The organism is Paenibacillus baimaensis, assembly GCF_025567575.1.
The window spans coordinates 24,632-47,411 of the sequence record NZ_JAOQIO010000124.1 but is presented as its reverse complement, the minus strand read 5'-3'; the positions used below and the strand labels follow the sequence as shown (position 1 = coordinate 47,411).

Here is a 22,780-nt window from a genome sequence, read left to right as displayed (position 1 = left end):
AATGATTGGTTTGAACAAGAAATGCCTCATACTAACCAAAGTTTGCATCATATTCTCTGCCATCTTTTCGATGCCATTACCATCGTTTGCATCCAATGATACGAACACCAGCATTAAACAATTTTATGGTAATTCCAAATCTGGCAAAGTCATTGATTTTGTTGGCGACAGCACAACGGAAACAGCCCCAGCCATGTATAAGCGTATTTCGGAGCAATATGCGGTCACAGGTGGCGCGCTTCAGGGGACAACCATTCTTAATCGCGGCACCAACGGTAATACACTGCGTAACTTCGTGAATGACAAAGCGGCCAATGATAATTCGCTAAGTAAGGTGATCATAGATAACGCCGATTTATATATCATTTCTTATGGGATTAATGACATACGCCGGAGTTCGACAACTGGTGCGACCAATCCCATGCAAATTAAAGCTGATCTCAAGATTGCAATTGATCGCATATTAGCCGAAACCAAAGGAAACATTTTGCTTCGGACACCGAATACCTTGTTATCTAAAAATCCTGCCGATGCTATACTGGTATCACCGATAGAAAACGCTCAGCTGTACTCCGATCAATTATGGGAGATTTATAATAGCTTTAAAGGATATAGTGATCGGGTCGATGTTCTAGACATCCCAAGTTTAATTTTTGGCAGAAAAGCCTTGCCGCAACACCTGCTCATGTTTGATATCCTACATCCCAATGATGCTGGTTATCAAGCGATTGCGGACGCAATTGTGGACAGAATTACGGGGGGGATGGCTGCAGGAGAATGGCATTATATGGCCTATACCCCGAAAACTTTCACTATTGAGTTGAGACAAACGACTCCCATTTATGATGATTGGCAGCCGTTTAACCGAGAACCTGTTTCTTATCTGGAACCGCAAACGCTAACCGTATTGAAGGAAAAGATTGATGAAGAGAATGCCGGATGGACGTGGTATCAGGCGCAAACCTGGCTCGGAGAAAAATGGGTTCACGCAGTCCGACCGATAGTTCGTTATAGCGAATGGTTCAATAATATCCATCAACCCAACAAACAAGCAACCGTGACAGTAACGAAACGAACCTTGCTGTACAATGATGCCTATACCGATACGAGTATCGGGTATTCGATTAATCCGCAAACTGTGGAGGTACTTGATGCAGGGAATTATATGTACAAGATTAAGACCTGGTATGGAGATTTGTGGATTCCTGCGAACACAACGAATTCTCCACTTGATAACCATTATGGAAAAGTTGCAGGTACGGATGATAATAAGCTTAGAGCGGTCGACCAAATGATTCAACTCTCTGTGACTACGGCCTTGTCCGAATTGCCGACAACCTTAGCAGCAAGAAGTTTGGGCGCACTGTCACCCCAAATCGTGCGAGCATTTGAAAAAAAAGGCGATTGGTATCATATACATACAAGCTGGACAGGTGATGCGTGGCTGTACTTTCCCAATGCTGCTAATAAATCAACCTAAAAGTCAATCAGGAGGAGCCTCTTCATTAGTTTAAAGAGGCTACCTCGATTTTTTGCGGATCACCTTCGTCAAGGCATGTTTCATGGCGATTCCCGCTCGATTCCAGGAATGTTTTCGCATATCATTTCGACCCTGCTGCCCTTTTCTGCGGCAAATCGCGGGATGCTGATAAGCATATCTCATTTGTTTCTTTAAATGCCTCAGGCTGGGTTCTGCCCATAGCTGTCCACGCTGAGCGAACAAATAGCCAAAGCTTGGAGATATCGATTTCTTCATACTCCTTGCAGGTGGCTGCAGCTTATAGTCAATCAGCAACGAATTTCTGTTGTTCAGAAAGTCCATTTGTCCACCCCAGCGGGTAGCAATCACGGGTACTCCGCTGGATAATGCTTCAAGGAACGGCAGACCGACACCTTCCCCGCGTGTAGGAAGCACAAATGCATGACCTGAGGCATATAGAGCTTTCAGCTTTTGTGGACTTGTATGGCTGGTAATGAGATGTACGGGTGCTGTTCGACCGCATTTGCATTTTTTCTTGAAGGCCTGAATACGTCTTTGAATGGATAGACCCGATGCCTGTGAGCCAACCCCATTGGTTTTGATCACTAGAGCAACCCGGTCCTTGGGAGAGAATTCTTCCCAGTAAGCTCTTAGTAAGGTTTCAGGATTTTTACGATGTTGGAATGTAAATACAGACACAAATACGAAGGTCCCTTTCTTTACAGACAGGGGCAGCTTTCTGTTGCCAGGTTTAAAAGTTTGGGTATTCACGCCATGGGGCACGATAAATACGGGAACCTTAACACCGCTTGATCTCATCGCAGTCTTGTTCTGGACAGAAGGTACAAAGACCGCATCAAATCGATTAATGTTCGGATGCCAATTACGAGGGATTCGGGTTGTCTCCCAAACGGTATTCAGCACGATATATCGATACTGTTTACGAGCTTGTTTCAAGTTCAACGTATGCGGTAGCCCATGGTAGATTAGAATCTTCGTTTTTTTACGCGCTGACGGCTTTTTGGCCAAAGCCTTAAGAACTCCATTCTTGCCTTTCGTGTATAGGAGAGGTTTGCTACGGTTCGTCGCCAATTTCACATCTACTCCTTGTCGATGCAAAGCAAGGGCATACTCCCGACTGGCAGTACCAATTCCAGTTCCTTTCAGAACAGGACCGTTCCATATGACTTGATAATTTTTCACGGTTAACCTTCCTTTTGGAAAATAATCTCCTATATGTTCACAACCCTTAAATGCTTGAGATATCGTATGCTTGCCGGGTAACTTTGGTTAAAGAGTATGTTCATTATTCGCTTGATGTGATTGCAGGATGTTTGGGAAACGGGATCGATTATTATGACGCTCCAAAGCCACTAACTTAAGATCAGTAGGAGGGGGTACATATGAATATTAAGCAGCAGCTTGCGCGTGCTTTTATTTTAAGTATTTGTTTTGCAGTATGCTTTGGCCTGATTGCTTTATTGATCCATGATCGTCGATTGGATGCTTTTGACCAAACCATTATCCAATGGGTTCAATCACTGGAATCATCAGGTTTAACGCTTATAATGAAGGGTTTCACCACCATTGGTTCAGGATTGGTTATAGCCATTTTGGTTCCTCTTGTTGCTGTTATTTTATATTTTGTGCTGGGACATCGAAGGGAGCTATACTTTTTCATCGGTGTCATTATTGGCTCAACCTTATTAAATGAGGTTTTGAAAATCATTTTTCATCGGGCGCGACCGACGATTCATCGTATTATTGATGCAGCCGGATACAGCTTCCCAAGTGGACATTCGATGGCGGCGTTTACATTGTATGGTGTCGTCGCTTTTCTTTTATGGAGGCATGTATCGAGTGCATTTAATCGTAGTATGTTGATCCTATTCAGCTTGCTGATGATTCTAATGATCGGTATCAGCCGCATTTATTTAGGTGTGCACTATCCCAGCGACGTACTGGGTGGATACATGGCCAGCGGCACCTGGCTTACAGCGGCCATTTGGTTTTTTCATAAATATGGCTATGCAACGGTGGCTACCAAAGTGCATGCTTCATGAAATTCTACCTACACACAGCCTACCTCCGAAAAGATTGAGCTGCATGTAGGATTCTATCTTGTAAATATCCATGACAACAGAAAAACTGCCCGTAGGCAGTTTTATTTGGAAATATTAAACGTGTTGTTATCCAGGCTGATGGTTAAACCAAGCTGCTCAACAGCGTATTCCCAGGTCATCGGGAAGTAGGTAACATCATTTAGTACAAGTAAAGGGTACTCTTCGGATGCATTATCGATCCAGACATCGTTAACAAAAACATTAAAATCCGGCAATTTCGCATACAGCTTGGAATCGGGAACACCCGAATCGGCATTAAGCTTAGCTGCTTTATTGGAGGTTTTTCTAATCGCAAAGCCAACTGACGCATCCCATTTGGTTTCCAAGCCAAGAGCTTGTGTGTAGTTCCAGGTCATCGGAAAATACGTAATATCTTTATACTCGAATACCGGAAATTTGGATGTCGAGTTGGTGACCTGCTGCCCGTTTACAAATATCGTATAGGAAGGAAGATTCACCATTACAGTTCCTTTAGGAATAACCTCTTTGGGCGGAGCGGCAGCTGGAGCCGGGGCAGGTTTGGAAGCGCTTGATGATGAACCGCTGTTCGAAGAACCGGAGCTGTTAGAGCTCCCACCATTGTGATAGTGGTATTCGCCATATTTCAACCCCCACTTTTCACAGTTGGTTTTACAGGTGTGACCTCCATTACTATCGGTTCTGCCTGGATGTGCTGCAGCGAATGATGATAAGGACAGGCTAAGGATTAAGGTCGAAATGAGTATTTTTGTTGCTATCATAGTAAAATCCTCCTGATATAGTTCTATAGACTCATAAGAGTCTACCATATATAGGATTAATAGACAATTGTTATTCATATAAAGAGGATCGTGCACTCAAACCGTATATATCACACACTACGATTTGAACGCACGATCCCTTATGACGGAGCAGTTTAGAACACCTTGGTTGTCCACGATTCACAATTCCATGTTTCCGTGACGACATCACGATAAAATTCAGGTTCGTGAGAAATCAACAGGATACTGCCTTTGTAGGCCTTCAGAGCACGCTTCAGCTCATCCTTCGCATCAACATCCAAGTGGTTCGTCGGCTCATCGAGCACGAGCAGATTGGTTTCGCGATTGATCAGTTTGCAGAGGCGAACCTTTGCCTTTTCGCCACCGCTGAGCACGACAATTTTGCTCTCGATATGTTTGGTCGTGAGCCCGCACTTGGCCAGCGCTGCGCGCACTTCGAATTGGGAATAGGAGGGAAATTCTTTCCACACCTCTTCGATACAAGTATTATAGTTGGCATCCTTCATTTCCTGCTCGAAGTAGCCGATATTCAGATTTTCACCAAGCCTTACCGTTCCGGACAGAGCTTGAATCTCACCCAGGATACTCCGCAGTAGTGTCGTTTTACCGATACCGTTCGCACCTACTAGTGCAATTTTTTGACCGCGCTCCATACGAAGGTTGAGTGGTCTGGATAAGGGACTGTCATAACCGATGATGAGATCCGTTGCTTCGAAAATCAACTTACCAGACGTTCTTGCGTCCTTGAAGTTAAATTGTGGCTTCGGTTTTTCCTTGGCGATTTCGATGATCTCCATCTTATCGAGCTTCTTTTGTCTGGACATCGCCATGTTTCGCGTTGCGACACTAGCTTTGTTACGAGCGACGAAGTCCTTCAATTCGGCAATTTCCTGCTGCTGACGCTTATGTGCGGATTCAAGCTGCTGTTTTTTCATTTCGTGGACCTGTTGGAAATAGTCGTAATCGCCAACATAGCGGTTTAACTCTTGATTTTCCATATGATAGATCAGGTTAATGACGCTGTTCAGGAACGGAATGTCGTGTGAAATTAAAATGAATGCATTCTCATACTCCTGCAGGTAACGCTGTAACCAAATAATATGCTGCTCATCCAGATAGTTAGTCGGCTCGTCCAGGAGCAGGATATCGGGCTTTTCAAGCAGCAGCTTGGCAAGTAAAACCTTCGTACGCTGTCCGCCGCTCAGGTCATTGACGTCCTTATCCAGTCCAATATCGGTAAGCCCCAGTCCGCGTGCGGTTTCTTCGATCTTGGCATCAATCATGTAAAAATCTTGATTAGTTAATGTATCCTGAATCGTACCTACATCCTCAAGCAGCTGTTCAAGCTCTTCTGGAGATACATCGCCCATCCGGGCGTACATTTCGTTCATTTCTTGTTCCATATCGAACAGGAATTGAAAAGCTCCCTTAAGAACATCACGCATCGTAAGTCCCTTGCTGAGCACTGCATGCTGATCAAGGTAACCCACTCGCATCCGCTTGGACCATTCGACCTTGCCCTCATCCGGCTGAAGCTTTCCTGTAATAATGTTCATGAAGGTGGACTTGCCTTCACCGTTAGCACCAATAAGTCCAATGTGTTCGCCTTTAAGCAGACGGAAGGATACATCCTTGAAAATGGCGCGATCTCCAAAACCATGACTTAGTTTTTCTACGTTTAATATGCTCATCATTGACACCTTTTCTTATAAACTTTGTTCTCACTTATTATAAGCTGTAAGGGAGGAATAACTCAATATGGGAAACAACAACTGTAGTCGGGGGTTGCAGCAAAGGTACGGTTTATTTTATAATGAGTTTGTACAAGGAAGGGTGGTAGAGATGGCGAATAATTTTGCCAGCTTAAGTAGCAGCTCATGCAAAGCCTAATATTGGGGCGATACTTTGCATGGGTGACGGACAGTTATTGTTAACATTGTCGCCCGAGAAAGCTTATATCGTTTCTAATAGTGGGCTTTGCAGCTTATTTTTATTTCATATAAAATAAGGAGCTGAAAAGCAATGATGAAACCATTTATTAGAAACCATCAATATAACATGATCAAAAAGCAGACAGATCTGCTGCAGCGTGCCTGCAATACCGTTTCCGATCCGAAAGTGGTAGAAGCGGTAAGATATAGCGCAACTACGAAAATTCTAGAAGCGTTCCCGGATGCAGTCGAGCTTCAGAAGCAAATCTTGGAGAAGATTTCGACTTTAAAAACAGCAGAAGAATTCCAGCACTATTTACATTCCATGGAGCCTTATCTGGAGCCATTTGAGCAAGTGACGGAAACGCAGATGAAGAAGCTGTTTCCCAAAAACAAAAAACTGAAGGTACCTGACTTAGCCACTATCGATAACCGCTATGTCACCTATCTTGGGTGGACCGACATCGCGACCAATAAATTGTTTATGGTTTACCATCTGAACGGTAAGCTCGTCGGGGTCGAAGGCAAATATACCCCGATGAATAAAAAAAGCAATTGTTTTTTGTGCAATCGGCATGAAGAGGTTGCATTATTTTCGGCCATCTCGAAGTGGAAGCCTGCCAACGCTTCGCCTGATTATTATAGGGCAATCGGCAACTATCTGTGTGTGAATAGTGACACCTGCAACAACAACATTACGGATGTGACCACATTGGAAAAATTTATTTATGACATTGTGGGACAATCACGTCTTGAATCATAAACAACTGGAGCCCGCTGTAATGGTGGGCTCCTTTTTTTGAAATTATATATTTCCATATAAATGAATATGTGGTAGAATAAAACGAGAACAAATGTTCCGTTTGATCAACACGATGTCGATCAAGAGTTATAGACGGAGGGAAGGTGCGGATAGATGACGGAACGGTATTCAGAAATAGATGAGGTTATAGCCTACATACATCAGCATATTGACGAACCGCTCTCTCTGTCTCAATTGGCATCTCATCTTGCCTATAGTCCGTATCATTTTACACGAATTTTTAAAGAACGAATTGGTTTATCCCCGTTATATTATGTATCCTCACTTCGTTTGCAAAAAGCTAAAGATTTATTGCTGCGCACGAATTTGAGTGTTCGAGATATTGGCTTAGAGATCGGACAACAAAGTCTGGGAACCTTTACGACCCGGTTTACCGAGAGAGTAGGCATGACGCCTACAGATTTTCGGAACTCGACGCTGGAAGCGGGCAACCAATTCCGTTCCTTACATCATCTTAAAGACTTGCGTACTGTGCACTCAACAATTAATCCATATGGAACCATCAAAGGGACCGTTCAATCGACGATGCCTTTTGAAGGCGTTATCTTGATAGGTTTATTTGCCAAGCCCATTCCGGAGGGACTACCTATACACGGAACGCTGCTATTTTCAGTGGGAGATTTCTGTTTTACGGGTGTACAACCCGGTACCTACTATTTGATGGCAACATCGATCTCCTGGGGGATGAAAGCGACGGAAATTTTGCTTCCTCAAACTACTTTGCGTACTCGATCCAGAGAGCCAATTGTGGTCCAACCCTTCGCTGCCGTTCCCTATCAGGAGGTTACCCTTCACGTTCCCCGCCTGGACGATCCTCCCATCCTGATTTCGCTTCCCTTGCTGATGAATAACTTCCTCAATCGGACTTTCGAACATAGTAATCGATAAGTCCATAGCCACGATGCTACAGAATGAAATGACATCGATATGGAAACGATAATCAATGGTTAACCATATACAATTAAAAACCTACAGTAGGGAGCTGCCAACTTGGAAAAATTATATACAGCTACCGTAAAAGCAGCAGGTGGTAGAGATGGCAAGGTTGTATCCAGTGATAACATTCTGAATCTTGATGTGAGAATGCCCAAAGAATTAGGCGGCGGGGGTGGAGCAGCAACCAATCCTGAACAGCTATTCGCAGCGGGATATGCGGCATGTTTTGAAAGTGCTTTGAATTTGGTTTGCAGAACCAAACGAATCAAAGTGGAAGCGACGGAGGTTACGGCCCACGTCACTATTGGTAAGGAATCCGATGGTGGATTCGGGCTTGAAGTGAAATTGGACATAGCTATTCGAGGTGTCGAAGCGGCTGTAGCGAAGGAATTAATCGAAGCTGCACATCAAGTATGTCCTTACTCCAAAGCAACCAGAGGGAATATCAAGGTCGAATTAAATCTAGTTTAGCTAGAATAAAGGATCGTATGTCTCCAAAACCAGAGAGGAACGCCCTCACGATGACATGAGTGTACCAGCTGTGACGACTGCCAATGACCAACTGGTTATGAACGGACTGTCGTACCAGGTGGTGCATCTCATTCTGAACCCTATTCATATGGATGGATGCCTATTTGTTCACCACGATATATTGTCCATCCTGCCATTCGAATTCTTCTCCCAGCTCAAATGTGTTCAAGTTCAGCACAAGATCCAGCTTGCGATTACGCGGCTCCTCGAATCTCTCCATTCCATGTGCCCAACATGCATAGAGTTCTGCGTGTTCACCAGATACTAGATGGTGATCCAGATAGGTAAAAAGCTCTGTCAAACATTTTTTACCCAAGAGAAAAGCTTGAGGTGAGATTTCCTTAATTCGGTCGCTTATTTGAAACGAGCCTCCATCGTGATCCACTTGATAAACGAACGGATTCCGAAAATGCTTTGAGGTATCCTGATGAGTAAGCGGACCACTGACATAAAGACCCGCGGCATCCTCCTCCGTCTCGTATACCTCCGTATTTTGTTCATAGAGGTGAGAGAGATCAAATATAGAGGTCGGCGAATTTTCATTGGGCGGGTATAGTTTCAGAGCGTCTTTAAGCTTCATTATGGTTTTCTTTTTACCAAATGAGCCCGTCGGAAGCTCCTTATCTGTGGCGATATAGTAGAAGAGAGTCATAGGCGCGCCTCCTTAAAGCTATTTTTGATTCGATTGTGTTAAAATGGAAAATTAATATCTCATTATAGCTTTATTTCGGAGATTCTGCATAAAAACCGTTACGACATGGTTTAAAAAGCAAAAAGAGCTTTAATGAATGATAGATAGAATGCAGTGGGATATGTTTTGTTTTTTCTGAGGGGGATTTGAATATGGGGAACCGGACATTTTTAAGTGTGACCAACAGAGACACCGTGGTCGTGGAATATGAACACGTTGCTTTTGAAACGAATAACTTTTTGGCTCCCTTGTGGTTTTGTCTCGTCAGTCAAGAGCAATATGAGCGTTATCGTGAGCAGCTCTTAGCCAGCTGGAGTTTGGTTCAACCTCACTTGGAAGACGAGGAGTTGGAGGATTTACCTGAATGGTCGGCATTCTCCGAGGCACTGGATTTGCATATCCCATGGGTAGAAGCATCCATGCAAATGCGCGAGAGTCTGCCAGTTACTCTTGCTCGGTACCCTGCGCTTAGTCCCTATATGTCGGAGTGGCTACGAACGTTATCCAGTCATGTTCAAGTGCATCCATCGCCAGTCGTTCATCTGGAGCTTTCCCAGTATTTTAGCTTTTCTGGCGATCCGATCGCTTACCTGGCTAATATCGAGGAATTCCTTGGGGGGTGGTGGCAGCCTGATGAATCATCGTTTGATTACCTTGATCACATCACGAATTCATATCTATTGGGTGGTGAGCATCAACTTTATAGAGTAAGAGCCGATAGTCTCGAACAGTTAACGGAACCGGACATTAAAGTGGATACTTCTAAAGTAGCCGCAACTGCGGTTAAGAAGCCTATATCCAAGCGGCTCGAAAACCTGTATACGTGGTTGCTGGCCTTACTGTCAGCAGCACTTGGTTTAGGCGCTTACCTCTGGAGCTCAAGCTCATGGCTAGCTGTATTCGCTTTTTTACTGCCGTCCTTATGTATCATTGTCTGGGAGCTGCGTCGTCGACCCGAGAAAGCTGCAAAGGGTAACAACGATCGTACCTTTCCTTCACCCACACCAAGAGCAATAGCTTACTATAACCGCATCTCGCCAATTACACTTCAAGGAGTACAGGCCGTAGATTTGAATAACAATCATTCTGTTACTGTCCTATGGCCGCATATTATGTTCGCACAAGTAAGTCCGTCAGGACATATTGAGATCAAGCTCGATGCGGAATTGGAGTCCTTGTACCCACCGCGGCTTAGTATCGTCCTTGAGCATGGATTAGAAGCCGACTATGCTGTATCAGCTATTCATTCTATCTCGCAGCTGTGGCGTCTTGATTGGAATGGAAATGATTACAGCTGATCACTTAAGGTGTGGGCCTGTTTATCCAGTTGTCGTGCAGCTCGGCCGATACCCGTAAATTCATCAACAGCCTGCTGTGTAAGGCGTTGACTGTCTGTAATTAAGGTTTGAGAACGTTTCGTACCTTTCGCAATTTCTGCAACCTGAGTGGCAATACCTTCCAAATTGGTATTCACTTCCTTTGTTGCTTCCTCTGCTTGTTTAGCTAATTTGCGCACCTCGCTTGCCACCACATTAAAGCCGCGCCCATGTTCTCCAGCGTGTGCGGCTTCGATAGCCGCGTTCAAGGCTAACAGATTAGTTTGCGAAGCTATATCACGAATAGTGCTTATGATCCCGCGAACGGAGTCGGCCTTGTTTTCCAATAGCTGGAGCACTTGCATATTCTCATGGGTTTCCTTAACGATCAGCTCAATGGCAGTAGCAATTTGATGGCTGCTAGAAATACCCTCCTCTGCACGCTTTAAAAGGTCATGAGCCATCTGTTGTAAATCATGGGTAACTTGGGAAGTCGTATTTTCACGCGCAGTGATGTCCGTTGCCACTTTAATTACGGCTTGAACTTGACCTTCTGCATCAAATACAGGGCTATACGTCGCTTCGAACCATAATAATCGCTGTTTCTTAGTAACCCGCAATATTTTTTCCTGAAAAGGGCGTCCGCTTTTCAGATCATTCCATAGTAATTGATATTCTGGACTGTTGACGAATTCAGGTGTGCAAAACTGCCGGTGCATCAACCCTGGCATTTCGGCTGTTTGATAGTCCATAGCCTTCGCAAAGTTATCATTTGCCCATAACACTTTACCGTTAATATCAAACTCTATCATGGCCAATGACTGTTCAATGGCTGAAAGTACAGCATTCTCATCAAGCACTTGGTTGCTTGTATATCTATCATATCTTGCATTTATCATGAGCTGCTCCCTTTTGGTTGTAGTATTTTTGTATAGAATATGTATAGAGTATTTAGATATATGTTATGAACTATACATAATCTATACATAATGTGCAAGACATATGTAGAAAATTTATGAATGTATACCGTAAAGGCTCTCGCACTATTCATTTTGTATAATTTATGTATAATTAAATTGAGGTGGCTAAGAAATGTATAGCATCAAAAAAGCATCTGAAATGCTAGGTATTCCTGCAGTGACCATTCGTGCATGGGAAACCAGATACCAGATTGTAGCGCCTATTCGTGGCGCTGGAGGACATCGTTTATATAGCGATACCGATATTAACACACTTAAATGGATAAAAATTCAAATGGAAGAAAACAAGGTGAAGGTCAGCGAAGCGGTGTGGTTGCTGAAGCAAAGGCACATTGAGGAACATCCGTTTGAAAAACCCATTGAAAAATTTGCAGTGACGCAAGTCCGTAAACCTTACGAAGATCTCATGGATAAGTTGTACGAACATTTGGTTGACCTCAACACGTTCCAGTCACACGAAACGATAGATTTGGCATTTGCTTTATATCACTATGACGAAGTGTTCCATCATATATTGGTACCTGTACTATATCGAATGGGTGAAGAATGGGAGAGAGGGGACGTAACTACTGCTCAGGAGCATTTTTCTTCCCAATTAATTATGCAAAGATTTACCCAGTTTTTTAGAATTCTTCCCATTTATCCTGACCTCCCGAAAGTGATAGCTTTGTGTCCTGAGGGAGAACATCACCACATGGGACTGATGCTATTCAGCTTATTTTTGCGAAAAAGAGGAATGGATGTAATTTATTTAGGCCCCAATACACCATTAAACGATTTGTATCAATTGATTGAAATGAAGCAGATATTGGTGGTGGCCATTTCAGTTACCGATCCTGAACTAATTGAAACATTGGAGAATTGGATCGAGGAATGTCGAGAACAATACCCGGAATTAAAATTTGTGCTTGGCGGAACAGGGTTTCAACATTGCTCGCCGCGAATATTCCCTTATGTTCAACCTGACGACCAGAGAGAGTGGGATAAATGGTATGAAAGTGAAATTATGACTGCGAAACCAGCTCATGCTCATACATGATTTTGTAAAATGAATCCATACTATGTGTGGCTGAACTAAGAGGAAAATTCAAAATAATAGGGGGAAATCAAATGAATAATTCTGTTACTTTCCCTGATCTTTCGTCCAGGCCATTTCGTTTGACTACGGAACGTCTTATGATTGCATCTGCTGATGTATTGTATCGTGCATGGACAGAGCAGTTTGATCAATGGTTTGCGGCTCCAGGATCGGTAATTATGAAGGGTGAGGTCAATAGCGTTTTCTTTTTTGAAACCAGCCACAAAGTTGAGACGGAAAAAGAGGCAAGACGCCATCCGCATTACGGTCGGTTCCTGAGGCTTGAGCATGATCGTCTAGTGGAATTGACGTGGGTTACCGGAGCAGGGGGAACGCTAGGGGCAGAAACGATTGTCACCGTGGAGTTTACACCCCAAGGGACGGGTACGTTATTGCGGCTTACGCATGCGGGTTTTCAAGATGAGGCTTCCAGGGACGGACACGAACAGGCATGGCCATTTGTTCTTGAACAGCTTGATCAACGGATGACATCGCGCATATAAGGAACGAACTTGAAGGTTGACAATTCAATAATAAAGGCGCAGCCTGCAACAGGATTGTGGACGGGCATTCCCTTGGTAATAACCGGATGTTCTTGCAACCGGTTATTTCTTTATGTGGACATAGATTGGAGTATGAAGCTATTCATAAACGTATTAAAAATTTGGATGTTATATTAATCGACTGGTATACCCCGGGAGTCAGCATCCCTATATAATGTTTTTAAGGTGAATTTTAAATGATAACAGGAAATGCTTACGATAAATCGATCAAATTGTAAGCGTTTAAATTGTGATTTGAACACGATCGAGCTGAATCTGACCGAAAAAATCAAAGCCATTGAGGATATATCGAACTATATGAATTATCAGGAACATTTTCGGAGCGACTGAAACTAGCCAGTTGATTGATACCTTATCACGATTATTTCGTATGTGCTTGAATAGTGAGAAACGGTATACAACCTTGGGCAGCGAACTGAATTTTGTAAGGGCTTACCTCAATCTGCAGCAGAAGCGAATGGGCAATAAGCTGCAATTCAGTCTCCATATGGAAGCGGCTACGGAGTCGAGCTGCCTGTTGATCAGATGGAAGGCGGTGCATGTGTAAGACTAAGAGTATCTCTATGGATGAATGAACAGGAGGCGGAAGCATGACGATCAGAATGCTAATTGTTGATGACGAGCCTATTATTTGCCAAGGACTGAGACATACATTACCATGGGAAACCATTGGTGTTGAAGTGGTCGGAGAAGCTTATGATGGTTGGGAGGCCCTTCAATTCGTATCCCGGGAGTCGGTTGATTTGGTGCTGACGGACATTCATATGGATGGGATGGACGGACTTGAATTGGCTAAGAAATTGAAAGAATGGATGCCACATATCCGTATTATCATTATCAGTGGCTATGATGATTTTGAGTATGCTCGCAGAGCTCTTCGGCTTGGAATCGAGGATTATTTGCTAAAACCGGTAAACATTGATGAGCTTTTGACGATGGTCAAAAGAATTGATCTGGAGATCGTCAAGGAAGCGGAGCAGGGGCATAAGCACGAGCATGAACGTCGATTAATGTGGCTGACTCAGCTCATTCAAGGGGAAGGAATCGTACAAAAGGAAACGGAATTTCCGACATTTACATCTACGGATGTTCGCTCCTTCAGGTTTATTGCAAGTCAGCTTGAGGATTACGCAGGATGGGTTGATCATTCTTCGGAGGAGCTTCGGCATTCCGTACGGAGCGAGTGGGAGAAGGCCATTACTACTGCTTTAAAGGGCATCGATCAGGAGGTCATATCTTTCTTTCATCATCCCAACCTGCTGCTATCATTATGTATTGGGTCACGTGAGGTCGATAGCAGAGATTTAGCGGCAGCTTTGAGTGATGCACAAGGTTTGATGTCGGAATTCCCACGTGTGCATTACGGCATTTCGCCTGTATATTCCTCATTGGATCAGGTATACCCCAGCTATATGCAAGCTGTATCTGTTTTGCAGCTGAGTGTTCTTTCGGATTTTAACACGGTTCAGTTCTACGAGCAGGAACAGACATTGAGGAAATGTCTTCTTCCCTTTGCCCCATTCGAGCTGGAGAAGCAGCTGGTGCACGTCCTTTTTTACGGAAACTTCGAGGAATTGGATGACATTATCAGAGGGATGATGCAGGAGTTTCGCGAGAAAGGTTATCTGCTGAAGGAAATTTTACAGGCCATTAAGGAATTGAGTATTATTCTCCAGCGTAAGCTGCACAGTAATGGGATCGATTTATCTCAGCATACCGATTTTTTTAATACTTATGAAATCGACCTACAGGTGCATAACTCCACTCGTGCTATGGAAACCTTACTCCGTCGCGAGCTTCGGGCGTTGTCCTCAATTATTCATTCATCTCTTGAAGGAAAGCATCACTGGATTACCGAACGGGTTAAAAAATTTATCGAATCCCGACACACCACGGATTTGAAGGCTTCGGAGGTAGCGGCATGGCTCAAAATTACGCCAAATTATTTTAGTATCATCTTCAAACAAAACTTTGGCAAAGGCTTTGCCGAATACTTGAACGAAGTCCGTATCGATCACGCCAAAGCAAGCTTGGTCAGTACGGAGGAACGAGTTTTTGAGATCGCCGAGAATGTCGGGTATCGGGAATACAAATATTTTTGCTCGATATTCAAAGCGTACACAGGGATTACACCTACTCAATATCGGAAGCTAGCGCAAACTACATCTGATTCCATGGGGCAATTAGTCTGAGAGCGGTTACATTTGATGCGGTGTCATGGATACGTTTCGAAATGCTGGTCCGAACCTATCGGTACAATGAAAAGAGTAGGCCATGAACGTAGCGGCCTACTCTTAGCTATGCATATAAGTTTATGTAGAACGGTAAGGATATCATTGTGGGAAGTTGTGAAAAAGTCCTTTTGCCAACGTTTAAATGTAATTAAGCCCGCTAGTATGAGGAAGCGGTATTGTAGACCAGCCTGGCAGGAGTGGCTTGAGTGGTGATAATGGATCGAACAGCAGCGAAACCAGCTCAGCTGGATTGACTTCGATGCTTGTATCTCCGGCCTTCACCTTGTAGCTGCCTTCCTCCAGAGAGGTAATCGCAAACGCCTGCTTGAGATCCTTGTCAGCAACCGGGAAAGCTTGCTCAAGAACCCGCTGCGGATTCACGACATATACAGTTCCATTGTTCGCTTTCGTTTCGTAAGGTACAGCAGCTTCCTGCAGCAGTCCTAACAATTGTTGTTCGTGCCAGCTTACTGGAATTTTTAGCTGAGTGAGATTCAAACGCTCAACCGCTTCAGCCAACAGGGAACCAACGTGAGCGGCTGGACCGGCAAATTCAATGGCAGTTGGAGGTTTGCTATCCGCAGAACGCCCTGGGGCAGCAATCACGGCAAATGAATCAACGCTGCCGGTTCCATGAGCGGCAACTAAGGTTTGATGCTCCAATTTCATACAGCTGGCGTAGGCTTCCGCATCTATCATCCTGCCGAGATCGGTAACGCTCTGCTCATACGCGACTTCACGTGTGGCAGCTGCCGCATGCAGAGCGAACGCATCCGCAGCCTGGAACGGTCGCAGCTGAAGTGGGCTGTCTCCAGCTTGTAAAGCTGACGCTGCGGCTTTAAGCCGAACGGCTCCTTCCGCATCCAGTGTGAAGTGCTCTGTAAGACCAAATGGGTAGCAGTGTACGCGTGTATAGAGCGAACGGTCACCTGAAATGAACAGTAGAGAGGCGCCAGCTTCTTCAGCATGCTGCTTGCAGCGATCCAGCATTTGGCCCGCAATACCTTGTCCACGATAGTCAGGATGCGTGCACACAGCCCCCATCGAAAATACGTTAAGCCTCGCATCGCCAACATGAATCACAAACGGGACAAGTCCCATGAAGGAAACGAGTCGGCCGTCAACAAAAGCTCCATAGGAATGACTTAATCCCGGTGCAAACAGAAACGGAAAGCTTGTGCCCATCGAGCTTTGTCCTGGTTTACGAAATACATCGTCTGCCAATTGGACGGCTTGCTGCAATTCATCGTTTTTTACTAATCGAATATCCATTCTCTACTCACTCCAGATCATCTTATAATATGAAGCTTGTACCCTAAACCTATTGCAGCTCCTGCGAAAATAGTATCATAAACAATAAAGAAAACAAACATATTTTTAGCATGAAAGAAAAAATGTTTGTTTTTATTCCGTGAATAGACTTGCCTAAGCATCGACTCGGAGGGAATGGATTAGCTCTTACTGAGAAGCAGCTTCTGCAAGAACATATTCACAGCCATGGATGATGAATGATCATGGTTTCGAATGATCCAAAAATTCCGTTCCAATAGTTTGGGGGTAACGGGAATTTGACACAATTCGCCCGACTCCAGTTCCTTCTTTACAATCCAACGTGAGAGTATGGCAATACCCAGACCCGCAGAGACCGCTTCTTTGACCCCTTGGCTGCTGTTAAATACATAGGATCGTTTCATTGCTAATCCAGCAGCTTGAATAAACTGTTCGCTGAAGGACCGCGTTCCAGATCCGTTTTCTCTAAGTACCCAGGTGAGATCCTGCAGCAGCTCCGGTTTTACGTTTTTTTTGGAAGCCAATGGATGCTCAGCAGACGCGATCAGAATCATTTCGTCTTTCATATAGGGGGTAATGAGCATCCCACTGGACACCACATTACCTTCAACGATACCAAGATCAAGCGTGTTAGCCTTCAACGCCTGGGTGATCTCCTCTGTATTGGCAATCGTAACCGACATTTCGACCTCTGGAAATTGTACGGCAAACTCCGCAAGCACCCGCGGCAAAATATATTCCCCGATTGTGAAGCTGGCGCCAATTTGCAGGGAGCCTGTCACTTTTTCATTCAGTAGTTGAATTTCCTGCTTCGCTTCTTCCGCAAGAGCAAGAATTTGCTTCGCTCGTTTATACAAAATATCTCCAGCCTCGGTTAATTTGACAAGCTTTGGTGAACGATGCATCAGCTTGGCTCCATATTCATTTTCCAGATTGCGAATGTGTAGAGACACACCGGGCTGCGACAAATTGAGCAGTTCTGCAGCTCTTGAAAAGTTTCTTTGTTCCGTTACAGTAACAAAAACTCGAAGAGTTTCAACGATCATTTCCATTCCACCTCACAACAACATTGTACCTGTGCTCAGGAAATACAACAACCCAATCATTAGTTTTTCTCATGATTACAATAATACATTGGTATTTAACTTATGATTGAAACAGCCTTATAGTGGATCTACAGACAACTGTATGGCTTTACAATATAAGAATGGGAGTGAGGATAATGGTACAAACCTATGCCTTGCCAAATAAGCAGAATAAAATGTGGGATGTTATCCCCGGTGTTGGTTTGACGCTGTTGCTTGCTGTTTCAGCCAAATATTTGGCCGTGCTGCCGTTTCTCAGTATTATGGGCCAGCTTGTCATAGCCATCTTGCTGGGAATCGGATGGAGAGCAGCGGTTCGTGTGCCTCAGCAAGCCATAGTAGGCATTTCATTTTCAAGTAAAAAGCTGTTGCGATACGGCATTATTTTATTGGGGATGAAATTGAATCTGATCGATATCGTGCATGCAGGTCCTAAGGTTCTCGCTATTGCTGTCATCAATATCGTGTTTGCGATTTTTGTCGTATACGGCATTGCCAGATTGTTTAAAGTAGAACAGCGTTTAGGTATCTTAACGGCATGTGGTACTGCTATATGTGGAGCAGCTGCCGTTGTCGCCATTGCGCCGCAAATTAAGGCTAATGATGATGAAACGGCGATTGGGGCAGCCACGGTCGCTATATTGGGAACTATTTTTACTCTCGTGTACACATTCCTTTATCCGCTGATGGGTCTGACTGCAAGCGGTTATGGGATATTTACAGGTGCAACCCTGCACGAGGTTGCGCATGTGATCGCTGCAGCAGCACCGGGTGGTCAACAAGCTGTGGATTTGGCTGTTATCGTTAAATTGACACGTGTAGCTCTTCTGGTTCCTGTAGCAATTGTAATTGGTATTTGGGCCAATCGTGAGGAAAGCAAAAAAAATGCAGATGTAAACAAAACGAACTGGAAGTCGATTCCGATCCCCTGGTTCATTGTAGGCTTTCTGGTGATGAGCGGTGTGAATACACTTGGTATTATGCCAACAGTTGTTACGAATCAATTCATTGTGGTGGCTTATGTACTCATTGCTATGGCCATGGCTGGACTTGGGCTTAATGTTGATATCAGCACATTTCGCCGTTTGGGTATGAAGTCGTTTGCCGCGGGTCTTATAGGATCGGTATTGCTCTCGGTACTGGGATATGTATTAGTCATTCTGTTCGGATTAAATGGATTGTGAGAATGATTGGCTGGCATGAAGGGGAGAGGGTGTAGTAAAATTAACGTAATAACGGTTAGCAAAAGGAGATTGCCATGTGCCGAAATATCAAAACATTATTTAACTTCGACCCGCCAGCTACTGAAGAGGAGATTCATGCAGCGGCGCTCCAGTTCGTGAGAAAGATATCTGGCTTCACCGAGCCTTCGAAGGCGAATGAAGAAGCGTTCAATCGCGCCATTTCAGAGGTGGCTGTAGTTGCCCGGGATCTGTTGGATACTTTAGTAACCAATGCCGAATCTCGTAATCGTGAGGTCGAGATCGAGCGTGCTCGTGCCAGATCTGCCAAAAGGTTCGGCACAGCAGAGGAATAAAGGAACTGGGAAGCCATAAATAAATGGAAAAAAGAGCAAGGAAAAGGGCTGAAATTCACAAAACGATTTTTGTGGATTCAGCCCTTTTTTTACGACCATTTATTTAATGATATTAATAATAAACTACACTAATATGCTGTAATTACATCGATTTCATCACTTATATACCAGACCACACATCCTTGGCATAACGTCCTTCGTTCTGCAACCGGTCTAACCACTGCTTGGACTGCTGTTCATCGAGGTTATGAACTTCGCTGTAAGCCTGTATCAGAGTGGCTTCCACATCCGGCGCCATCTTGCTGCCGTCACCGCAAACGTAAAGTATGCCTCCGTTGTCAAAGATGTCGATCAGCAGCTTGGAGCTTTGACTCATCAAATGCTGGACGTACGTTTTCTGCGTATCCACTTTCCGTGAAAATGCACAATGCAGCGTGACGATGCCTTCCTTTTGAAATTGCTCAAGCTCTTCACGATACAGATAGTCTTCATCGCCCCGACAGCCAAAAAATAAATGCGCTGCGCCCAGTTTTTTTCCTTCACGCTGTAAAGCGCTTCGTGCCTGAAGGAAGCCGCGGAACGGAGCGACACCTGTTCCAGGGCCCACCATAATGATTGGCGTTTCTGTATCCTCCGGCAGCTGGAAGCCGGATTCAGGGGTTCGCACGAACATGACCACATCATCGTCTACGTGGAGCCCCGCCAAATAATTCGAGGCAACTCCACGGTATTCGCCCTGGCCGCTCCAGGCAGGTGCGCACACGACGCCAACCGTAATGCTGGCTTGCTTCGGTTGAATACGTGGCGAGCTTGAGATTGAGTAGTAACGAGGCTTCAGCGGCGGCAGCAGCTCGATAAATCGTTCAAAGGGCAGCTCACAGGCTTCATACTTATCTAACAGATCAAGCATCGTGATCCGTTTGTTCAGTACCAGCTCCCGGTACGCCTCTTCAGTAAGCAGCGCTTCAAGCTCCTTCTTATGCGGCGGACAGACGGTGTATGCTGCCAGCTCGCGCAGCTGGGCCCGTGTCGCTGCTTCCTGCAGCTCCACATTATGTGACAGCAGGTCGTGCAGACTGACGGGACGGTCAAGCGGCAGATGCGCAGCGCTGCGTCCGGTCGCTTTGAGGATCAGATGGTCATTGCTGTTCAACCGATATCGGTGAAGTGCCCGCTCAACCAGCTCTGGACGGTTGCACGGCAGCACCCCCAGATGGTCGCCCACCTGATAAGTGACGCCATCCGGCAGCGCAATCTCCAGATGTCGTGTGCTGCGTCCGCTGCCTGCACCCTGAAGCTCGCGGTTATCCAATACTTTAGTATGCACCGCTTCATAGGATTCAGCTAGCGGGGTCCCGACGAAGCCGCTGACGAACTGGACGGTCAGCGTGCTGCGCTCACTGTCAGCCTTGATGTTCAGCTTCAGCCCGAGCTTATCCATCACATCAGGCCACAGCTGGGCCCGCCAATCGTCGAGCTGCTTCTCGAAATCTCCGTTAGCGTCACCTTCGCCGCGTTCAGCAAGACGGGTAGCGCCTTTGGCAGCAAGCTGCTCGTCGATCAGACGCGGGATATGCTGGTAGGTGCTTGCCCAGTTGCGGTCGCCACAGCCGAATACGGCATATTTCACACCGCTCAGCTCGCCAGCCTCAACACCTTCAAGCCAGTGGACAAATTCGCGGGCACTGCTTGGCGGCTTTCCGTTATAGGAGGCCGTTACGATAAATACAGCGCCTTCCTTGGGAAGCTTGCCGACCCTGTCGTTCAGTGTGGCAACATCGCAGCGAAAGCCCTGCAGCTTGGCTGCATCAGCGAGTTCTCTGGCTATGCCTTCGGCAGTGCCCAAATTCGAGCCGTACAGGATGAGCAGGGGTGTGTTATGAGTAGGAACACCTGCAGCAGCCTCATTTTGCTCAGATTCCCTGGACTGTGTTGCTGTATTCGGTGCAGCAGTAGGAGAAGTGAGCACCACGGTACCTGTAGCCGCATTCGCTCTTGGACGAACACGGATCGTTAATCCATCTGGCTTCAAGGTCAGGGTTTCCTTCACATCCAGCTGGTAATTGGTGTGATCAATCAGCTCGAAATGCTGCAGCACCATCCCGAGCACAAGTGTCGCCTCCTGCAGCGCAAACTGTTGTCCGATGCAGGCACGTTGACCGTTGCCGAATGGCTTGTAGGCATCATGCGGTATTTTACTCGGGTCCTCGAAGCGCTCGGGCCGGAATGCCTCCACGTCTTCACCCCAGGCTTGCTTATCGCGATGAAGCTGCGGAATGAGCACAGTCACGGCCTCGCCCTTCGCCAACGGGTAGGTGTCGGCCAGCAGTGTATCTTCTTTGGCATAAAGCGAGAAGGCGGGTGCCGTCGGCCATAGTCGCAGCGCTTCGCTCAGCACCATGCGGACGTATTTCAGTTCACGAACCTGCCCGTACGTAGGCACGGGTCCTGTTAACACACGGTCTACTTCTTCGTAAGCTTTTTGAAGCTTATCCGGATTTTTAAGCAAATAATAGATAGCGAACGATAACAGACCGCTCGTCGTCTCGTGCCCAGCAATGAGGAACGTTATGATCTGGAAGCGGATGTTTTCGTCATCCAAGCCTTCGCCAGTTTCCGGGTCGACTCCTTCCAGCATATGTGCCAGCAGATCATCCACACCTTGGCTTCCTTGTTCCCTACGTTCAGCGATCAGCTTGTCTACCAGCGTATACATCGACTGTATGTCATGCTTGAACTGCCGTTTCGTCAGCACCATCAGCTTATCCTGCAACCCGAGCCGCTGGAGCTGGTTCATGGCTTCGTGCAACGCGCGGACCATGCTCGTTATAAACGGGTGCGGTTCTTCCCGGTAAAAGCTGTTAAACCGATAGTTGAAGCCGCACAGACCAATCGTATCCAGTGTCAGCCGCGTCATATCCTCGGGGACTTCTACACTTTCGTCTGGATTCAGGCGTGCCCACTTCTGGACCATCTGCATCGCAATATCAACCATCATATGATGGTATCCCTGCATCGCCCGCTGCGAAAAGCTTGGCAGCAGCATATGGTGCGCCTTTTGCCAGTTGGTCTCATCTGTACGCGCAGTAAATAATCCGTCGCCCGTAAAGGCCCGGACGTTCATCAACGCGGTGTGTACATTTTTATCAAAACGTGATTCGTCACAAGCATCAGCGACTAGTGTTTCACTTGAAATCATGATAATCGGCCGACCCGGCATATCCATTTTGAAAATAGGCCCGAACTCCTCAGCCAGCTTAATCATGGATTGTACGGGTTTTTCCTTGTCAACTAAAGGCAGATTGCCAAGCGGACCGTACGTTTTGGGTTGGGGAATAAGTGGATTGGCTACTTTATTCATGTTTACGACCTCCTAGGCTTCTTTTCCGGCAGCTATCACCAGATTACTATTTGATCAATA

The 22,780-nt window shown here is 45.6% G+C and carries 20 protein-coding genes; 12 read left to right on the top strand and 8 right to left on the bottom strand.

What is annotated here, in order from left to right; all coding sequences use genetic code 11:
* The first annotated feature begins 10 nt into the window (after positions 1–10).
* Positions 11–1,480, top strand: a complete 1,470-nt coding sequence (locus OB236_RS36565) for an SGNH/GDSL hydrolase family protein (RefSeq protein ID WP_262688437.1) — start codon at positions 11–13, stop codon at positions 1,478–1,480.
* Between the two features lie 39 nt (positions 1,481–1,519).
* On the opposite strand, the gene OB236_RS36560 is transcribed toward OB236_RS36565, so the two are convergent.
* Positions 1,520–2,683 carry a glycosyltransferase family 4 protein gene (locus OB236_RS36560; RefSeq protein WP_262688436.1) on the bottom strand — a complete coding sequence of 388 codons (1,164 nt, stop codon included), beginning with the start codon at positions 2,681–2,683 and terminating at the stop codon, positions 1,520–1,522.
* A 200-nt stretch (positions 2,684–2,883) separates the two neighbouring features.
* Between OB236_RS36560 and OB236_RS36555 the strand changes: the two genes are divergently transcribed.
* Positions 2,884–3,543 (top strand): phosphatase PAP2 family protein, encoded by a 660-nt coding sequence (locus OB236_RS36555; protein WP_262688435.1) that lies wholly within the window; start codon positions 2,884–2,886, stop codon positions 3,541–3,543.
* A 101-nt stretch (positions 3,544–3,644) separates the two neighbouring features.
* Here OB236_RS36555 and OB236_RS36550 read toward each other — a convergent pair whose 3' ends face one another.
* On the bottom strand, positions 3,645–4,343 hold the full coding sequence (locus tag OB236_RS36550; RefSeq protein ID WP_262688434.1) for a YHYH domain-containing protein: 699 nt from the start codon (positions 4,341–4,343) through the stop codon (positions 3,645–3,647).
* Between the two features lie 155 nt (positions 4,344–4,498).
* Positions 4,499–6,055: an ABC-F family ATP-binding cassette domain-containing protein gene (locus OB236_RS36545; protein WP_076228799.1), complete on the bottom strand. Its 1,557-nt coding sequence runs from the start codon at positions 6,053–6,055 to the stop codon at positions 4,499–4,501.
* Between the two features lie 331 nt (positions 6,056–6,386).
* On the opposite strand from OB236_RS36545, the gene OB236_RS36540 reads away from it, so the two are divergent.
* From OB236_RS36540 to OB236_RS36530, 3 genes are all read left to right on the top strand, one after another.
* Positions 6,387–7,058 (top strand): FusB/FusC family EF-G-binding protein, encoded by a 672-nt coding sequence (locus OB236_RS36540; protein WP_262688433.1) that lies wholly within the window; start codon positions 6,387–6,389, stop codon positions 7,056–7,058.
* Positions 7,059–7,211: 153 nt separating this feature from the next.
* On the top strand, positions 7,212–8,006 hold the full coding sequence (locus OB236_RS36535) for a helix-turn-helix domain-containing protein (protein ID WP_262688432.1): 795 nt from the start codon (positions 7,212–7,214) through the stop codon (positions 8,004–8,006).
* A 102-nt stretch (positions 8,007–8,108) separates the two neighbouring features.
* A complete protein-coding gene (locus OB236_RS36530) occupies positions 8,109–8,525 on the top strand; it encodes an organic hydroperoxide resistance protein (protein WP_076228802.1) in 417 nt (138 codons plus the stop codon).
* A gap of 160 nt (positions 8,526–8,685) precedes the next feature.
* Here OB236_RS36530 and OB236_RS36525 read toward each other — a convergent pair whose 3' ends face one another.
* The gene (locus OB236_RS36525; protein ID WP_262688431.1) at positions 8,686–9,237 is read right to left on the bottom strand and encodes a hypothetical protein; all 552 of its coding nucleotides are present in this window, start codon (positions 9,235–9,237) and stop codon (positions 8,686–8,688) included.
* 191 nt (positions 9,238–9,428) lie between these two features.
* Here OB236_RS36525 and OB236_RS36520 point away from each other — a divergent pair, with 191 nt between their 5' ends.
* Positions 9,429–10,574, top strand: coding sequence for a hypothetical protein (locus tag OB236_RS36520; RefSeq protein ID WP_262688430.1), 1,146 nt, complete (start codon positions 9,429–9,431; stop codon positions 10,572–10,574).
* Here the strand turns inward: OB236_RS36520 and OB236_RS39900 are convergent.
* On the bottom strand, positions 10,565–11,491 hold the full coding sequence (locus OB236_RS39900; protein WP_317259419.1) for a methyl-accepting chemotaxis protein: 927 nt from the start codon (positions 11,489–11,491) through the stop codon (positions 10,565–10,567). The two genes, OB236_RS36520 and OB236_RS39900, sit on opposite strands and share 10 nt — an antisense overlap.
* A gap of 193 nt (positions 11,492–11,684) precedes the next feature.
* Between OB236_RS39900 and OB236_RS36505 the strand changes: the two genes are divergently transcribed.
* The 4 genes from OB236_RS36505 (at position 11,685) to OB236_RS36490 (ending at position 15,405) form a co-directional block, all read left to right on the top strand.
* Positions 11,685–12,611 (top strand): MerR family transcriptional regulator, encoded by a 927-nt coding sequence (locus tag OB236_RS36505; protein WP_262688429.1) that lies wholly within the window; start codon positions 11,685–11,687, stop codon positions 12,609–12,611.
* A 71-nt stretch (positions 12,612–12,682) separates the two neighbouring features.
* A complete protein-coding gene (locus OB236_RS36500; RefSeq protein ID WP_262688428.1) occupies positions 12,683–13,153 on the top strand; it encodes an SRPBCC family protein in 471 nt (156 codons plus the stop codon).
* Positions 13,154–13,514: 361 nt separating this feature from the next.
* Positions 13,515–13,760 carry a sensor histidine kinase gene (locus tag OB236_RS36495; protein WP_317259425.1) on the top strand — a complete coding sequence of 82 codons (246 nt, stop codon included), beginning with the start codon at positions 13,515–13,517 and terminating at the stop codon, positions 13,758–13,760.
* Between the two features lie 43 nt (positions 13,761–13,803).
* On the top strand, positions 13,804–15,405 hold the full coding sequence (locus OB236_RS36490; RefSeq protein WP_262688427.1) for a response regulator: 1,602 nt from the start codon (positions 13,804–13,806) through the stop codon (positions 15,403–15,405).
* Between the two features lie 180 nt (positions 15,406–15,585).
* Here OB236_RS36490 and OB236_RS36485 read toward each other — a convergent pair whose 3' ends face one another.
* Together OB236_RS36485 and OB236_RS36480 are read right to left on the bottom strand one after the other, a co-directional pair.
* Positions 15,586–16,719 (bottom strand): GNAT family N-acetyltransferase, encoded by a 1,134-nt coding sequence (locus OB236_RS36485; protein WP_262688426.1) that lies wholly within the window; start codon positions 16,717–16,719, stop codon positions 15,586–15,588.
* Positions 16,720–16,898: 179 nt separating this feature from the next.
* Positions 16,899–17,783: a LysR family transcriptional regulator gene (locus OB236_RS36480; protein WP_262688425.1), complete on the bottom strand. Its 885-nt coding sequence runs from the start codon at positions 17,781–17,783 to the stop codon at positions 16,899–16,901.
* A gap of 176 nt (positions 17,784–17,959) precedes the next feature.
* Here OB236_RS36480 and OB236_RS36475 point away from each other — a divergent pair, with 176 nt between their 5' ends.
* Together OB236_RS36475 and OB236_RS36470 are read left to right on the top strand one after the other, a co-directional pair.
* Complete coding sequence (locus OB236_RS36475) at positions 17,960–19,006, top strand: YeiH family protein (protein ID WP_408638561.1); 1,047 nt, start codon at positions 17,960–17,962, stop codon at positions 19,004–19,006.
* A 74-nt stretch (positions 19,007–19,080) separates the two neighbouring features.
* Positions 19,081–19,359, top strand: coding sequence for a DUF2277 domain-containing protein (locus OB236_RS36470; protein WP_076228812.1), 279 nt, complete (start codon positions 19,081–19,083; stop codon positions 19,357–19,359).
* Positions 19,360–19,519: 160 nt separating this feature from the next.
* Here OB236_RS36470 and OB236_RS36465 read toward each other — a convergent pair whose 3' ends face one another.
* Positions 19,520–22,720: a bifunctional cytochrome P450/NADPH--P450 reductase gene (locus OB236_RS36465; RefSeq protein WP_262688424.1), complete on the bottom strand. Its 3,201-nt coding sequence runs from the start codon at positions 22,718–22,720 to the stop codon at positions 19,520–19,522.
* Between the last annotated feature and the right edge of the window lie 60 nt (positions 22,721–22,780).

Excerpts from the sequence above, each read along its gene's own strand:
- OB236_RS36555 (WP_262688435.1), top strand. The coding sequence starts at position 2,884 with ATGAATATTAAGCAGCAGCTTGCGCGTGCTTTTATTTTAAGTATTTGT.
- OB236_RS36550 (WP_262688434.1), bottom strand. The coding sequence starts at position 4,343 with ATGATAGCAACAAAAATACTCATTTCGACCTTAATCCTTAGCCTGTCC.
- OB236_RS36545 (WP_076228799.1), bottom strand. The coding sequence starts at position 6,055 with ATGAGCATATTAAACGTAGAAAAACTAAGTCATGGTTTTGGAGATCGC.
- OB236_RS36540 (WP_262688433.1), top strand. The coding sequence starts at position 6,387 with ATGATGAAACCATTTATTAGAAACCATCAATATAACATGATCAAAAAG.
- OB236_RS36535 (WP_262688432.1), top strand. The coding sequence starts at position 7,212 with ATGACGGAACGGTATTCAGAAATAGATGAGGTTATAGCCTACATACAT.
- OB236_RS36525 (WP_262688431.1), bottom strand. The coding sequence starts at position 9,237 with ATGACTCTCTTCTACTATATCGCCACAGATAAGGAGCTTCCGACGGGC.
- OB236_RS36520 (WP_262688430.1), top strand. The coding sequence starts at position 9,429 with ATGGGGAACCGGACATTTTTAAGTGTGACCAACAGAGACACCGTGGTC.
- OB236_RS39900 (WP_317259419.1), bottom strand. The coding sequence starts at position 11,491 with ATGATAAATGCAAGATATGATAGATATACAAGCAACCAAGTGCTTGAT.
- OB236_RS36505 (WP_262688429.1), top strand. The coding sequence starts at position 11,685 with ATGTATAGCATCAAAAAAGCATCTGAAATGCTAGGTATTCCTGCAGTG.
- OB236_RS36500 (WP_262688428.1), top strand. The coding sequence starts at position 12,683 with ATGAATAATTCTGTTACTTTCCCTGATCTTTCGTCCAGGCCATTTCGT.
- OB236_RS36490 (WP_262688427.1), top strand. The coding sequence starts at position 13,804 with ATGACGATCAGAATGCTAATTGTTGATGACGAGCCTATTATTTGCCAA.
- OB236_RS36485 (WP_262688426.1), bottom strand. The coding sequence starts at position 16,719 with ATGGATATTCGATTAGTAAAAAACGATGAATTGCAGCAAGCCGTCCAA.
- OB236_RS36480 (WP_262688425.1), bottom strand. The coding sequence starts at position 17,783 with ATGATCGTTGAAACTCTTCGAGTTTTTGTTACTGTAACGGAACAAAGA.
- OB236_RS36475 (WP_408638561.1), top strand. The coding sequence starts at position 17,960 with ATGGTACAAACCTATGCCTTGCCAAATAAGCAGAATAAAATGTGGGAT.
- OB236_RS36470 (WP_076228812.1), top strand. The coding sequence starts at position 19,081 with ATGTGCCGAAATATCAAAACATTATTTAACTTCGACCCGCCAGCTACT.
- OB236_RS36465 (WP_262688424.1), bottom strand. The coding sequence starts at position 22,720 with ATGAATAAAGTAGCCAATCCACTTATTCCCCAACCCAAAACGTACGGT.